Genomic DNA, 14468 nt, shown 5'->3' on the forward strand with positions numbered 1-14468 from the left:
TAGACTAACCTAACTATTTGAGACAGTATAAAACACCTTCGAGATGGTACAATAAATCAAGTACTCAATCGGAGGTGTTTTTGCATGGGCAAAAACGTATATTCAAGTGATGTGAAATGGGCGGTAGTGAAAGCAAAAATAGCGGGTGAATTAACGACTCAAGAGATTATGGAGAAATACGGCATCAAGAACAAGTCCCAGATTTCCACTTGGGTCAGGTGGTATCGACAGGGGGAACTCTATCGATTGGACCAGCCAATCGGCAAACAATACACCTACGGACATGGACCGGAAGACCGTTCAGAAGATGAGCGGAAAAATCGTCAGCTAGAACATCTGAAAATGGAGAATGACATTTTAAAAAAGTATATGGCGATCAAAAAGGAGTTGAAAAAGAAGTAGTCCTGAAACTTGTTGAACGTATGAAATCGAAGTACACCATCACAGTGATTCTGAATGCATTGGAAATCCCGCGTGCCAACTATTATCGATGGCAGTCAGAAGGGGCTGAACCCTCACTGACAGATGTTGAGCAGGCGATTATTGAGATCTGTCAGTCGACGCAGTACCGCTATGGCCATCGTAAAGTGAAAGCGTTATTGGAGCGGACATACCAGATTAAACGGCATCGCAACACGGTTCAGACCATCATGCAGAAACATCATCTACAATGCCGGGTGAAACCGAAAAAGAAATGGAAAGCGCAAGGTGAAACGGTCATTATTGCGCCGGACCGGCTCAAGCGTAATTTTCAGTCTGCCGAACCCAATCAGAAATGGGTCACAGACATCACTTACATCCAATATGGACGGACTGTGAAATATCTATCGACGATCATGGACCTTTACAACAACGAAATCGTCGCCGCCAAATTGTATGATCATCAGCAGACTCCATTGGTGCTGGATACCTTGAAAGAGGCACTGAAGCGTCGTGCATACCCTGAAGGTGTCATCATTCATTCTGATCAGGGCAGTGTCTACACCTCGTATGCCTACCAGGCATATGTCACGGAAAATAATCTGGTCAGCAGTATGTCCAGGAGAGGTAATTGTTGGGACAATGCGGTCATTGAATCGTTCCATTCCAATCTGAAATCTGAAGAATTCATATACACAAGATACAACTCACTCAGTAATGGGGAGACGATTTCGCGTGTCAATCAATATTTGAAGTATTATAACGAGGAAAGAATACAAGAAAAATTAGGCTACCTCTCTCCAATTGATTTTGGAGTGAAGATAGCCTAATGAAGGTGTTTTATCTCTGTCTCATTTCACTATGTCAGTCTAGTTTTAGTATTCTTTTTATACGGTGTGATGATCATCATGCTCGCCGGCGGAGGATCCGCATTTTACGAAAGTTTCGGTGTCCCTGCATGGCTCGGGTCACTCATCATGGCAATTGCGGTGCTCGTCACACTGACGATGGGCTTTGACAAGATTCTCGTCGCACTCGGTTCGGTGACACCGGCATTAATCATCATCGTCATGATCATCGCCGCGGTCAATATGACGAACCCATCGGTACCGCTGTCCGAAGTCGGTACATACACGGATATCACCAAAACACCGACGGGCATATGGTGGCTTGAAGCCATCACCTACAGCGGCATCGTGCTCGCGATGGCATTCAGCATCCTGTCCATCGTCGGTGCCCAGTCCTCATTCAAAGTCGCAAAACGCGGCGGATTATTTGGCGGCATCATTCTGCTCGTACTGATGCTTTTGATGAACGGCGGACTGTTGTCACAGATCAATGTGACTTCTACAGCCGAACTGCCGACACTCGTGCTCGCTAGAGAAATCCATCCGATACTGGCACTTGCACTGACGATTGTCATGCTACTGATCATCTATAACACGGCAGTCGGCATGCTGTACCCGTTCCTGTCAAGGTTCTGGACGCCATACAGCAGAAAATATAAGATTGCACTGGTCGTCAGTGTCGTTGCCGGCTACTTCCTGAGCCTTGTCGGATTCGTGGATCTTGTGAACTTCTTCTACCCTATCCTCGGCTACCTCGGTATTGCCATCGCAGTACTGCTCACGGTGGTATGGGTATGGAGCAAAGTCACAGGCAAGCGAGTCCAGAAGCCGAAAACGGCAGTTAAAGAAACGCATATATAAGATTGGTACGACACCACCGGAAATCAAAAGGATTTCCGGTGGTTTTTTGTTTGTCGGAAGATTCTTGGCTTTGGCCCGACATCGGTTTTATGCCATGTCGGGAGAACGCCTCTGTCCCGACATCGGTTTTATGCCATGTCGGGAAAACACCGCTGTCCCGACATCGTTTCTGCGCCATGTCGGGAAAACACCGCTGCCCTGACGTCGGTTTTGCGCCATGTCGGGGAAACACCTCTGGCCCGACGTCGTTTTTCTGCCATGACGAAAAAATCCCTGGACGTCAATTAATCGTCCAAGGTTCAACCTTCTAATCTTTTAATGGCATTATTGTAAACTTCACTATCTGAACGTTTACCAATCGCTGCTATTTCGATTATTTCAATTTTATTATCAATTTGACGGAAAACTATACGCAGCCCATGCTTTTTATTTTTCAATTTTCGGCAATGTTTTAAATCACCTTTTATATCATAAAAAAGTACCGAATATAGTACTCAAAATAGTATTTTTATTCGTTACAATCAATTCATAAAATCTAAGATAATTGAAATCATTTTTTATCAGTAATATACTTTTAAGGTCACTAAATATGGGAGTGAAAAATAATGATAAGAATATTTATGGGCACTGTCTTTTCGATCGCAGGTACCGCACATTTTCTGGCTTCGGACAGATTTGCAAAAATCATACCGGGGTTTATTCCTTTCAAGAAATTTTTAGCATTGTTTACAGGTGGACTGGAATTGATTTTTGGTGTACTGCTTCTGACAAACAAGTTTAAAAACTGGCACCTCATCGGTATGCAGTCATTTCTCTGGGCAGTGTTTCCTGCAAATGTCTACATGCTGACCCACCGGGACAAGCTCGGACTTCAACATCTTCCGAAATGGGCGCTCGTTCTAAGACTGCCGCTTCAATGGCCGATGGCCAGGATGATTGGCAGCCTAAAAAAATAAATTATATTTGGCAAGGATGACTCATATTGGCTATCCTTGCTTTTTTATGTGTAACCTTTGCAGACTGGTTTACATCCACTTAGATGGGGAATACATCTACTGATATATGCAATTAGAGACGGAGGCTGTAAATATGGGCAGGATTGAATCATTTTCGACTGAAAAAGTACTGATGGACAGAATAGAGCAACTGAAATCCAATGGTTTGGAAGAGTCACGCATGACGGTGATTTCCGGTTATGGTCTGCCGGATACGTATGAAAGATTCGCCGAAGTGAAACAGAAAAGGACGGACAGAGATCCTTGGGACGGCATCGTCGCCTGGTTCCAGGGTGAGGTCAGGGAGGAAGAGGTCATGAGCACTCTGGAGCTCACCAATCTGGAAAAAGAGGAATACAAAACACAGCTTTATGAAGGACTGCTGCTCCTTTACATCGATTATGACGAGCGTGCTTTCTCCAGATTCACAAGTCCTGACAGTGACTACACATACAAAGATCAGAAACGCCCGCGCCGCCGCACGAGTCTCGACCATACTGTAAAGAACGATTTGACCGGTGCACCCGAAGAGCGGAGAATGGAAAACACCGGTGAAGAAAACTTTGAACTCAGAAAAGAAGATCTCGTCGTGGATAAGGAAAAGAAACAGGTCGGCGAAGTGATTGTCAACAAATTTACAGAGTCCGAAGTTCAGGATTTTGATGTGCCGCTTGACCATGAACATGTTACCGTCGAGCGACGTAAACTGGAAGATGAACCGCTGTTTGAAACATACAGCCATGATGAGTCAGATGATGAAGAAGGCGTCATCCGCATCCCGATCACAAAAGAGCGCATCAAGATTGTAAGAGAACAGGTCGTTACCGAAGAAGTGATCGTCAGGAAAAAGATCGTCACTGACAATAAACACATCTCCGAAGTCGTCAGGCACGAGGATATCAATGTGATAGAGAGAAAGAATGAGGAGAGTTGATAATTTACTAATTAATATAGATTGATTTATATAGCAAAATGTCAAAATAGCCACTGTTTTACAACTTGACATTTTGCTTATATATTATTTTTCGTCAAATACCGGTGTTGCTTTAAAAACATTGAGTCCAACAAAATTTTCACGTTTCATATATTCTGCCGACACGTTTCCACCATATTCTCTATCCTCACTTAATAGAATTTCTTTACATATTGGCATGAGGACTCTCACTGTTACTTCGCCTAATGTTTGGGAAATAATATCTAGTTTCATAATTACATCTAATTGTACTTTTTTAATAAATAATTGGTAATGAGCACCTTGAGCTTTATTAGCGAGGGTTTTAATACACTGTTTTACATTTTTAAATGAGGCATTTCCTTGAGAATCTACCACTTCTACCAAATCTTGATTCAAAAATTCTTCGAATGTTAATGACTTTTCTTTTATAATACTTTCATCTGTAAAATAATAAAACCTCTGTTCCTTCAGTAAATCATTATAGTCACGTCTCTTTAAAGAAATTTTCGGGAATATCTTGGCATCTTTTATAGCTACATTGTTGTTTACTGAATCCTTAATGATATATTCACTTAAAATATCAAATAAAGTAAAACTATTATTCTTGTCTTTTAGTTTCTTAATTTTTGAGCTACCTTTTTCATAATAATCGTTATCTTCTGTGAAAATCATTCTTAGTTGTTGCATAATAACGGGTTGAAATTCATGTCTCCCATAATTTTTTATTAATTCTAAACTAAATTCGATAACCGATAATACATCGTATAGTCTTATTATATTTGTATTTGAAAAAGAAAATTCATTTGTATTAAAACCATCTGGAATATGCACTCTACGCCTCCTCGATTAATTATCTAAAACTTGAGAATAAATCATCATCACTAAATTATATACAGAGAAAATTTTCAATCTATGCATAAAGTACTTTCACACCTCAATCTCCATCCCCGTCTCAGCGAGCACCGCTTCTTCTATCCCGGCGGACTTCACGGTCTGGAGCAGTTCGTCCACTTTACCGTAGTGCGGCAAATGGGACAGAACGACTTTTTTCACGCCTGATTTTTCTGCCAGAAGTGCCACTTCCTCTGCATTCATATGCCCGAGTTTTTCAGCATCTTCACCAGCGTAGTGGCTGCATTCTGTGATCAGTATATCAGCATTTTCAGAGAACTTAACCAGGCTTTTCCGGTAGCTGCTGTCAGCGGTATAGACAAGGATCTTTCCTTCATTATCCGTAATTTTCATTGCATATGTTTCAACCGGATGGGTGTTTTTGTGGAATGTCACTGTGAACGGCCCTGCTTTGATCGCACTGTTTTCATCATATGGATGGAATGTATTGAACCTCGTATTCTCCACCTGCTGTGAGATGCTCTTATCTTTCGGTCCGTATACATTCAGATGTTTATCCGCGTGATCGATATATGTGCCGATCATCCGACCGAACAGGAACGCACCGAGATCGACCGAATGGTCATAGTGATAGTGCGATAAGAAAAGGTGATGCAGTTTATTCAGCTCGATATAATTCTGGACGTGGGCCGCGACACCGCTCCCGGCATCCAGTAAAATCGCGAATCCGTCCTTTTCGACGAGATATCCGGACGTCGGTCCATTCTTCTTCGGGAACCCGCCCCACATACCGACAATTGTACATTTCATAGAAGACACTCCCATTCAGTAAGATTGGTTCCATTATATCAAAGACTTGTGTGAACACTATCATGTGAACACTATCATATGAAGACACACGAAAATCCGGTACAATTGACTGGATGGAGCTATTTATTTTAAGCGAATATACAAAGACGGAGTGTTGACGATGCAAGTGACTGAGAAATTCATCCGCAGTTTCTACTCGGATATTTTTTATAAAAGAGGCAGGCAGTATTTTCTCGACGGGCATGTGAAAAGTCTGGAGCATGAGCCCGGCACGGATACGTGGACCGGCAAAGTGACCGGCAGCCGGACGTATCAGACCAGGATCGTCCTGCATCACAGCCACATTTCGAATTACTGCGACTGCCCGGCCTACCCCACCTACGGCAAATGCAAGCACACGTGCGCGACGCTGTTCGCGGTGTCCAGTGCGCAGAAAGGGATGGAGGAAAGTCCCGACCCCCGCCCTTTAGAAAATAAAAAAACCGACAGCACGCGGTATGACTCCGCATCGAATCTGATCCGCTTCTTCGGTGACAGCGCGACGCAGCCACAGACCGCGCCTCACGGAAAAGGTCTTTTGAAGCTTGAATTTACGCTCCGGATGTTCATGTCCGGCTATTATTTCAGGCTCAAGGAATCGTTCAACGTCCAGATGCGCATCGGCGAGGAACGCCTGTATGTGGTAAAGGATATCCGCAATTTCCTCAATGCAGTCGTGCGGAATAACGCGCTCGTATTCGGCAAAAACTTCACTTTCAAACCGGATTTTCACTACTTTTCTGCCGAGGACAGGGCTGTCATCGATAAGCTGATTGAAATCAAACGGACCGAAGATTTCTATGACAACAGTGCCGAATATATACCTGCCCGTAAAAAAGGGAAGGAACTGACGATTCCGGCATATGCGGCGGACGACCTGTTTAGGAAGCTGGCGGCAGTCAACTGTCTGTTTGAAAATGAGGATTTTAAATCTGAACAGCTTGTCATCAATACCGAAACACTGCCTTTTGCCTTCTCTTTAGAAGAAGGTGCTCAGGATGAATACCAGCTGAAGATCACCGGACACTCGGGCGGTTTTCATTATGACACTTATGGCTGGTACGCTGAAGATGGCGTACTCTATAAACTCACGCCGGAACAGAATGAAGCACTCAGGCCGTTTAGCGAATATCTGGAGGAAGGCACGTCGCCGGATATCCCGATTTCTTCAGAGCAGATGGGACCTTTCGTTTCACGGACGCTGCCAAAAATCAGGGAAATCAGCGATGTCAAATTGTCGCGGGCGGTGACGGACAACGTCATCGATCCGGATCTGAAGACGAAGATCTATGTCGACGGCACGGATTACAGCATCGATGTGCGTGTGGAGTATCGCTACGATTCAATCATCATCAATCCGTTTGATCATACGTCGGACGTTCATATACCGTCCGGTAAAATACTGATCCGGGATAATGAGCGTGAACAGACCATCATGTCTATTCTTGAAAACTCCGACTTGAAAGTCGCCGGGGACAGGCTGTTTGCGGATACCGAGGACGGTCTGTTCGAATTTCTGCATGATACGCTGCTGATCCTTGAAAAGTACGCAGACATCTATCTCGATTCATCCGTGAAATCGATGATACTGCCGGAACCGCCGAAAGGCGAAGTATCCGTCAACGCACCGGAGAGCGGCAACTTCCTTGAAGTGAGCTTCAATCTGGATGGCATCAACCAGGATGACATCGCAAACGTCCTGCAGGCCGTTGTCGAGAAAAAACGTTACATCCGACTGCCGGGCGGCGCATTCGTATCACTCGAAGATGAATCACTCGGTGAGATGGCCGACATGCACCAACAGCTTGAGGACAAGGCAGCAGACAGTGACAACGGCACGATGACGCTGCCGCTCTATCACGGCATGCTTGTCGATGAGCATATGAAGGACCTGGATTTCGGGAGGACCGACTTCAGTGAAAACTTCAGGAAATTCATCGATTCCATCAGACAGCCGGCAGAAAGAGTAATTGATCTGCCGGCGGGACTTGAAGCGGATTTACGTGAATACCAGGAGACGGGTTTCAAATGGATGAAGTCATTGTCACAGTACGGCCTCGGCGGCATCCTCGCCGATGATATGGGACTCGGAAAAACGCTCCAGTGCATCACCTATATACTGTCCGAAATCGAGGACAGCGGGAGAGGCGCGCCGTTTCTGATCGTTGCGCCCGCGTCCCTCGTCTATAACTGGCGGAATGAATTTCATAAGTTTGCGCCGGATTTAACGGTCGCGATTGCCGCGGGCAATAAAAAAGAACGCCGGGCTGTGCTCGAATCCGAAGACACACCGGACGTCTACATTACGTCGTATCATACGCTCCGCCAGGACATCGAATGGTATACGGGGCAGATGTTCCACACGATGATCCTTGACGAAGCGCAGGCCATCAAAAATTACCGCACGAAAATCGCCCAGGCCGTGAGAATGATTATGGCGCCGAAGCGTTTTGCACTGTCCGGTACACCGGTTGAAAACTCGATGGATGAGCTTTGGGCGGTGTTCCAGGCCGTCATGCCCGGGTTCCTGTTCGACCAGAAGACGTTCCGCAGCCAGGAACCGGAGACCATCGCAAGATTGGTCAAGCCCTTTATTTTAAGAAGATTGAAGGAAGATGTACTCACAGAGCTGCCGGACCGGATCGAGACGGTGCATTATTCCGAGATGAACCAGGCGCAGAAAAAGCTGTATCTCGGCTATTTGAATAAGATTCAGAGTGAGGCGGCAGAGTCGCTTGCGACCGAGGGGCTGAATAAAGGCCGACTGAAAATTTTGGCGGGGCTCACCCGGCTCAGACAGCTGTGCTGCCATCCATCGCTCTTCATCGATGACTATTCGGGTGAGTCCGGGAAACTCGAGGCGTTGTTCGAGATCATTGAAAATTCGAGGGAGAACGGGCAGCGCATGCTGATATTTTCCCAGTTCCCGAGCATGCTTCAGATTATCCGTGAAAAACTGGAGGACAGCGGCCGGAACAGTTACTATCTGGACGGCCAGACACCCGGCGCCGAACGCGTCCGCCTCGTTGAAGCATTCAACTCCGGTGCCGAGGATATTTTCCTGATCTCCCTGAAAGCCGGCGGCACAGGCTTGAACCTGACCGGTGCGGACAGCGTGGTGCTTTACGCTCTCTGGTGGAACCCGGCGATCGAGGAACAGGCCATCGGCCGTGCCCACAGAATGGGACAGAAAAATGTCGTGCAGGTCATCCGCATGATTGCCCAGGGTACGATCGAGGAGAAAATCAACGAGATGCAGAAGCAGAAAAAAGAAATGATCGACTCCATCATCCAGCCGGGCGAAGCCAAGCTGTCCTCAATGTCCGAAGAGGATATCCGGGAGATACTGTCGATATAGAGTGAATTCTGGATTCGTAAGCCCTCAGCGATTTCAGCATGAGCTTACAATTTCGTACGATCTGAATAAATTTCTCAGTATCTTGCGATTTCGGATACTGATTTCGTACGATCTGAATAAATTTCGCAATATCTTGCGATTTCGGATACTGATTTCGTACGATCTGAATAAATTTCGCAATATCTTGCGTTTTCGGATGCTGATTTCGTAAGCTTCCCTAATTTATGGCTCGGACTTACGGACATTCGTGAGCCCAGGTTTTTATTATCCTCAAAACTTGATTTGTTTGTGACCAAAATCCGAACTTTACAGATTTGGAGTTTGCGTGCAAATGTTTGAAGATGGCCTCTGTTATCATGAAATCAATTAGAATTTATGCAGGAGGCTGCCATGGGCATGATTGAAGCATTTGAGACGGAAGCGACGCTGATCGACAGCATCAAAGCCGAAAAAGCGGAAGGATTGGAAGAAGAACGGATGACGGTGATTGCGAATGCCGGTCTGCATAAGACCATATCGGAATTCGAAAACATCAACAACAAAGCGGCCGAACTCGGACCGCTCGCAAAGCTGCTGTCACTTTTCTCGACCACCAGCCGTGAAGAATAGCTGATGGACGAACTAAATCTGACGGATGATGAAAAGCATATACACAGAAAGTCATTGGAAGATAATAAGCTGCTGCTTTATGTCGAGTAAAAAATGAACCCTCTATCAATAAGATTAAGGGTTCATTTTTAATTTTTCAATTGACTAAAACCATATATCAGTAGGTTATGGTTTTTTTAAGGTTTTATCATGATGTCCACAATTTCTTAAAACAATAGTATCGGGTTTTTCAAAATGGAAGGTAATACGTATATCCATATTAGCACTTGCCTCAAATATATTATCCCATCCTTCCATTTTTTTCGCACGTAGGGAAGGATGGCTAAGGTTATTTATCATAAATCGAAGTGCCTTTTTTATAGCCTTTTGTGATTGTGGATCAAGTTCTGTAAAACTCTTATCAAAGCGAGATGTCCTTCGTAAAATTACCATACTTCAGTCCTTGGAAATATCATCTAAATCTCTTAAAGTATCTTCTAAGCTTTTAGCATCCGATATATCTCCATCTTTGATTTGTTGCTCAACCTCACGTTCTTCTTTTTGCCATTGTTCTGACCAAAACCATGCTTGATCTTTTGGAATAGATATTGTTGGCACTAAAACAATTTTTCCATCTTCCAGACGGCATTGTAAATCGTCACCTTCTTGAAGGTCTAAAGCTTCTACAATTTTACTTGGTACTGTAACTTGTGATTTCTTTTTAAACCTCACATGTTCAGGTTTAAATGTTGCGTTACTTTTATCTTCTGTTTTATTCATAACTTATCCCCACCTATTTTATCATTAATTTAAACTATCCAACAGTTAAACATTCTAACTTATTATATCATGTTAATAAAAGAATGCCTAATTTTAAACGTTCTTATATAGAGGGAATAATGGGTTAAAAAAGAAACAATAATTATTTAATCGATCCTTTCTTTAATAAAGAAGATTTTTTCATAATTCAATATCTCTTATTATTTTGAATTAATATGCCAACAGCAGTCCCGGTTCTTCGAGTAACCGCTTCAGCTCGTTCATTGCCTCCTGGGCCATGACACCGTCGATCACCCTGTGATCGTAACTCAGTGACAGTGCCATCATCGGCTGTATTTCAATCGCATCATCATCGGTTGGTATCACTTTTTTCTCTATTCTTCCGATGCCGAGGATGGATGACTGCGGCGGGTTGATGATCGGTGTAAAGAACGCGCCGCCCGCCGATCCGACGTTTGATATCGTCGCTGTGCCGCCTGCCATTTCGTCGGAAGTAACATTGCCGTTCCGCGCTTTATCCGCAAGGTCCTGAATTTCTTTTGCGATCTGAAACAGCGATCGTTGATCCGTATTTCTGATGACGGGCACAAGGAGCCCCTGGTCCGTATCCGCCGCAAAGCCGATATTATAGTGTTCCTTCAAGATGATTTTTTCACTGTCCTCATCAAATGATGCATTCAAATATGGATAGTCATACAACATTTTGGTGAGTGCTTTCACGACAAATGCCATGTACGTGAGTTTGACATCTTCAACCTCGAAATCCATTTTCAGCACATCCCGGAGTTCGGCAAGTTTTGTAACATTCGCTTCATCGAAATGAGTGACATGTGGTATCGTCCTTACCGACTGTGCCATCGTTCTTGCGACCACTTTTCTGATGCCGGTGGGCGATACTCGTTTTTCTTTATCTTTCTTGCCGTCGTCTTTCTGTCCGTCGGTAATATATGACTGTTGCGCACTGTCGATCATCAAGTCGTTATCCCGTGCATATTTTCTGACAGATGGTGTCGCTAGCACCTGACGTTTTGGCATCTCCGGTTCCTGCAACGCTTCTGCAACATCCGGCGCTGTTTTTTCCTCTTTGCCGACCTCCGCAAAATTCCGCACATCATCCTCTGTCACTTTGCCGTCCGACCTTTCAGGTGTCACGAGTTGCCAGTCGATACCGAGTTCTTTTGCGAACTTTTTCACTCTAGGCGTCGCTTTTTTATTGTCTGCAGACGGCTTCTCTTCTTCAACCGTAACTTTCTCTTCATACCCTTCGCTCTCTACTTGTTCTTTATTTTCAGCTGCTTCCCTTTCTCCTCTTCCGGCATCCAAAACTGCCAGCACTTCATCGACTCTTACTGTATCTCCCCGCTTCTTGACGATTTCTTTGATGACGCCGGATTCGGGTGCCTCGACTTCCGAGATTGCCTTTTCCGTTTGCACCTCGACGAGTACATCACCTTTTTCTACCGTATCCCCTTCTGACACCTGCCAGAAAGTGATCAGGCTTTCATCCAGCTTCTCGGACTGACGGGGTAGTTTTATTTCCATTGCCACGATGCTTCCCCTCCTCGATTATTCATCCATCAACTTGAGTGCTGCTTTGACAATCTTATCCGTCGTCGGTATCACATACTGCTCCATCGGACGGCTGTACGGAATCGGCACATCCGGCAGTGCGAGCCGTTTCACCGGCGCTTCTAAGTCAAATAAACCCTCTTCGGCAATAATCGCCGCAATTTCAGCAGATACACCGAATGATTTATAATCTTCATCCACAATCAATAGACGTCCCGTCTTCTTAAGTGATTTCAAAATCGTTTCCTTATCCAGCGGCACAATGGAACGGAGATCGATCAGCTCTGCACTGACACCCTGTTCCTCCAGCTCTTTCACTGCACCCATGCCGTAATGGGTCGTCATCTGCATGCCGACAATCGTCACATCCGTTCCTTCCTTGACTACATTCGCCTTCCCGAGCGGAACCGTGTAGCTCTCCTCCGGCACATGACCCTGTGACGTATCCAGCTGTTCCATCCAGCCGAGCCCCTGCAGCGTCTTGTGGAACATGAACACGACCGGGTTATCATCACGGATGGCTGAAATCATCATGCCTTTTAAGTCATATGGTGTGGTCGGCGCCACCACTTTCATCCCCGGCATATGGCCGAACGTCGCATACAATGTCTGCGAATGCTGCGCAGCGTCGTTATACCCGCCGCCGACTGCGGTCATCAGCACCATCGGCACTTTCACATTGCCGCCGGACATATACGGAATCTTCGCCATCTGGTTATAGATCTGGTCCATCGCGACCCCGAAAAAGTCCACGAACATAAGCTCGGCAATCGGTCTCATACCTTCAGTCGCCGCCCCGACCGCCGCACCGATCAGTGCCGTTTCTGAAATCGGTGTATCCATGATCCGTTCAGGTCCGAATTCATCAAGCAGCCCTTCGGTCGACCCGAAGATACCGCCGTATGCTCCGATGTCTTCCCCGAGCACAAACACATCTTCATTATCTTTCATCTCTGAACGAATTGCCTCAGCCATCGCTTTGTTACCCGTCAATAAACGTTTCTTCACTTCCTGCATTGTCATTTGCTCCCTTCAAATATTATTTATACGAATACATCTTCTAAAGCAGCCGTCTCGTCAGGGTAATCGCTGTCCCTTGCGAACTGGTACGCTTCGTCCACTTCTGCGGCCGCTTTCTTTTCGATGTCGGCAATTTCGTTTTCATCAAAGCCATGATCGTTTATTAACACATCCCGGTACATATTGACCTGGTCTTTCGCTCTCAGTTCCTTCACTTCATCTTCCGGACGGTACTGTTCAGCGTCGCCCTGGAAATGCCCGAGATAACGGTACGTTTCGATCTCGATGATCGACGGTCCTTCGCCCGCTCTCGCACGGTCCACCGCCTCTTTCGACACTCTATACATTTCAAGCAGATCATTATCCTTTACATAGTAGCCTTCAATGCCGTATGCACCTGCCCTGAGGTCATTCGATGCAACAGACGTTGAATCATCCCTAGCGACAGAAATACCGTACTTGTTGTTTTCAACGACGACGATGACCGGCAGATTCCACAGTGCCGCAAGGTTCAATGACTCGTGGAACGACCCCTGGTTCGCTGCACCCTCACCGATGTAGGCGACCGCAACAGAATCCCTGCCCCGCTTCTTCGCAGCAAGCGCACCGCCCACTGCATGCGGAATACCGGCACCGACAATGCCGCTGCATGAAAAATGGAGGTTCGGATCAAACAGATGCATATGTCCGCCCTTCCCTTTACTGAGACCGGTGACTTTGCCGAAAATTTCAGCAGTCATGCGGTTCAGATCGATCCCTTTCGCGATCGCATGGTGATGCGGCCTGTGCGGTGCCGTCACAATATCATCCTGACGCAGATGCACACTGATGCCCACTGCAGCCGGTTCCTGACCGGTCGAAAGATGCATTTCCCCCGGCACAGTGCCTGCCCCAATATTGAACACAGGCTGTTTTCCTTCCATATATACCTCTTCCAGCTTATCCTCGTAATAGCGGATCTTGTACATGTGCGCATACATCCAATGTAATTCTTCTTTCGAAATTGACATCTTACTTCCTCCTCGTATATTAAAGATAGTTAGTTTTTACTAACTATAATTGTTATATATTTCTTGATGTATAATAGTTATGAATCAGATAGAGGTCGTCGTTCTCCTCCTTGAAGTCCAATCTTCGCAATTTAGACTGACGCCTCTGTCTTTATAGAAATATTCGCATGAGCTGGATGATACATTGTTATCGCATATCTAACGAGGCTGAAGGTCTATAAAGATTAGAGGATGACCCCATCTGATTAATTTCTTTAGGCGGTGTTAAATATGTTCTATCTTGGTATTGATATTGGTAAACGGAATCATGAAGTCGGTCTCATTAATCATTCAGGTGATCCTGTAGGTAAGACCCTGAGTTTT

Annotated in this window: 15 protein-coding genes; 6 read left to right on the forward strand and 9 right to left on the reverse strand. The window is 45.5% G+C overall.

Annotated features, from left to right (window positions below):
- Window positions 1-84: 84 nt before the first annotated feature.
- A protein-coding gene (locus BLR15_RS13035) for an IS3 family transposase (protein ID WP_092988043.1) occupies window positions 85-1250 on the forward strand; the annotation gives its coding sequence in 2 pieces (ribosomal slippage) (window positions 85-361 and window positions 361-1250; 1167 coding nt in all).
- A 66-nt stretch (window positions 1251-1316) separates the two neighbouring features.
- On the forward strand, window positions 1317-2129 hold the full coding sequence (locus tag BLR15_RS13040) for a YkvI family membrane protein (protein ID WP_176754165.1): 813 nt from the start codon (window positions 1317-1319) through the stop codon (window positions 2127-2129).
- Between the two features lie 87 nt (window positions 2130-2216).
- On the opposite strand, the gene BLR15_RS14425 is transcribed toward BLR15_RS13040, so the two are convergent.
- Together BLR15_RS14425 and BLR15_RS13045 are read right to left on the reverse strand one after the other, a co-directional pair.
- Window positions 2217-2348: a hypothetical protein gene (locus BLR15_RS14425; protein WP_281182407.1), complete on the reverse strand. Its 132-nt coding sequence runs from the start codon at window positions 2346-2348 to the stop codon at window positions 2217-2219.
- A gap of 80 nt (window positions 2349-2428) precedes the next feature.
- On the reverse strand, window positions 2429-2566 hold the full coding sequence (locus BLR15_RS13045) for a hypothetical protein (RefSeq protein WP_176754166.1): 138 nt from the start codon (window positions 2564-2566) through the stop codon (window positions 2429-2431).
- 168 nt (window positions 2567-2734) lie between these two features.
- On the opposite strand from BLR15_RS13045, the gene BLR15_RS13050 reads away from it, so the two are divergent.
- Window positions 2735-3085: a DoxX family protein gene (locus BLR15_RS13050; protein WP_176754167.1), complete on the forward strand. Its 351-nt coding sequence runs from the start codon at window positions 2735-2737 to the stop codon at window positions 3083-3085.
- Window positions 3086-3218: 133 nt separating this feature from the next.
- Entirely contained in the window at window positions 3219-4058 is an 840-nt protein-coding gene (locus BLR15_RS13055) for a YsnF/AvaK domain-containing protein (RefSeq protein ID WP_176754168.1), read from the forward strand.
- An 84-nt stretch (window positions 4059-4142) separates the two neighbouring features.
- On the opposite strand, the gene BLR15_RS13060 is transcribed toward BLR15_RS13055, so the two are convergent.
- Together BLR15_RS13060 and BLR15_RS13065 are read right to left on the reverse strand one after the other, a co-directional pair.
- On the reverse strand, window positions 4143-4910 hold the full coding sequence (locus BLR15_RS13060) for a hypothetical protein (RefSeq protein ID WP_092988205.1): 768 nt from the start codon (window positions 4908-4910) through the stop codon (window positions 4143-4145).
- A gap of 96 nt (window positions 4911-5006) precedes the next feature.
- Window positions 5007-5741, reverse strand: a complete 735-nt coding sequence (locus BLR15_RS13065) for an MBL fold metallo-hydrolase (RefSeq protein WP_176754169.1) — start codon at window positions 5739-5741, stop codon at window positions 5007-5009.
- A 160-nt stretch (window positions 5742-5901) separates the two neighbouring features.
- Between BLR15_RS13065 and BLR15_RS13070 the strand changes: the two genes are divergently transcribed.
- Complete coding sequence (locus BLR15_RS13070; protein WP_092988208.1) at window positions 5902-9138, forward strand: DEAD/DEAH box helicase; 3237 nt, start codon at window positions 5902-5904, stop codon at window positions 9136-9138.
- A 390-nt stretch (window positions 9139-9528) separates the two neighbouring features.
- Window positions 9529-9747, forward strand: coding sequence for a hypothetical protein (locus tag BLR15_RS13075; RefSeq protein WP_092988210.1), 219 nt, complete (start codon window positions 9529-9531; stop codon window positions 9745-9747).
- A 165-nt stretch (window positions 9748-9912) separates the two neighbouring features.
- Here BLR15_RS13075 and BLR15_RS13080 read toward each other — a convergent pair whose 3' ends face one another.
- The 5 genes from BLR15_RS13080 to BLR15_RS13100 form a co-directional block, all read right to left on the reverse strand.
- Complete coding sequence (locus BLR15_RS13080; RefSeq protein ID WP_092988212.1) at window positions 9913-10179, reverse strand: type II toxin-antitoxin system RelE family toxin; 267 nt, start codon at window positions 10177-10179, stop codon at window positions 9913-9915.
- Window positions 10180-10182: 3 nt separating this feature from the next.
- Window positions 10183-10506 (reverse strand): AbrB/MazE/SpoVT family DNA-binding domain-containing protein, encoded by a 324-nt coding sequence (locus BLR15_RS13085; protein ID WP_092988214.1) that lies wholly within the window; start codon window positions 10504-10506, stop codon window positions 10183-10185.
- 210 nt (window positions 10507-10716) lie between these two features.
- The gene (locus BLR15_RS13090; protein WP_092988216.1) at window positions 10717-12054 is read right to left on the reverse strand and encodes a dihydrolipoamide acetyltransferase family protein; all 1338 of its coding nucleotides are present in this window, start codon (window positions 12052-12054) and stop codon (window positions 10717-10719) included.
- Window positions 12055-12072: 18 nt separating this feature from the next.
- On the reverse strand, window positions 12073-13092 hold the full coding sequence (locus BLR15_RS13095) for an alpha-ketoacid dehydrogenase subunit beta (RefSeq protein ID WP_092988218.1): 1020 nt from the start codon (window positions 13090-13092) through the stop codon (window positions 12073-12075).
- 26 nt (window positions 13093-13118) lie between these two features.
- Window positions 13119-14105: a thiamine pyrophosphate-dependent dehydrogenase E1 component subunit alpha gene (locus BLR15_RS13100; RefSeq protein ID WP_092988220.1), complete on the reverse strand. Its 987-nt coding sequence runs from the start codon at window positions 14103-14105 to the stop codon at window positions 13119-13121.
- Window positions 14106-14468 lie beyond the last annotated feature (363 nt).

Source organism: Lacicoccus qingdaonensis (genome assembly GCF_900101075.1).
Taxonomy (GTDB): domain Bacteria; phylum Bacillota; class Bacilli; order Staphylococcales; family Salinicoccaceae; genus Lacicoccus; species Lacicoccus qingdaonensis.

Excerpts from the sequence above, each read along its gene's own strand:
- BLR15_RS14425 (WP_281182407.1), bottom strand. The coding sequence starts at position 2,348 with ATGGCGCAAAACCGACGTCAGGGCAGCGGTGTTTTCCCGACATGGCGC.
- BLR15_RS13050 (WP_176754167.1), top strand. The coding sequence starts at position 2,735 with ATGATAAGAATATTTATGGGCACTGTCTTTTCGATCGCAGGTACCGCA.
- BLR15_RS13055 (WP_176754168.1), top strand. The coding sequence starts at position 3,219 with ATGGGCAGGATTGAATCATTTTCGACTGAAAAAGTACTGATGGACAGA.
- BLR15_RS13065 (WP_176754169.1), bottom strand. The coding sequence starts at position 5,741 with ATGAAATGTACAATTGTCGGTATGTGGGGCGGGTTCCCGAAGAAGAAT.
- BLR15_RS13070 (WP_092988208.1), top strand. The coding sequence starts at position 5,902 with ATGCAAGTGACTGAGAAATTCATCCGCAGTTTCTACTCGGATATTTTT.
- BLR15_RS13075 (WP_092988210.1), top strand. The coding sequence starts at position 9,529 with ATGGGCATGATTGAAGCATTTGAGACGGAAGCGACGCTGATCGACAGC.
- BLR15_RS13080 (WP_092988212.1), bottom strand. The coding sequence starts at position 10,179 with ATGGTAATTTTACGAAGGACATCTCGCTTTGATAAGAGTTTTACAGAA.
- BLR15_RS13085 (WP_092988214.1), bottom strand. The coding sequence starts at position 10,506 with ATGAATAAAACAGAAGATAAAAGTAACGCAACATTTAAACCTGAACAT.
- BLR15_RS13095 (WP_092988218.1), bottom strand. The coding sequence starts at position 13,092 with ATGCAGGAAGTGAAGAAACGTTTATTGACGGGTAACAAAGCGATGGCT.
- BLR15_RS13100 (WP_092988220.1), bottom strand. The coding sequence starts at position 14,105 with ATGTCAATTTCGAAAGAAGAATTACATTGGATGTATGCGCACATGTAC.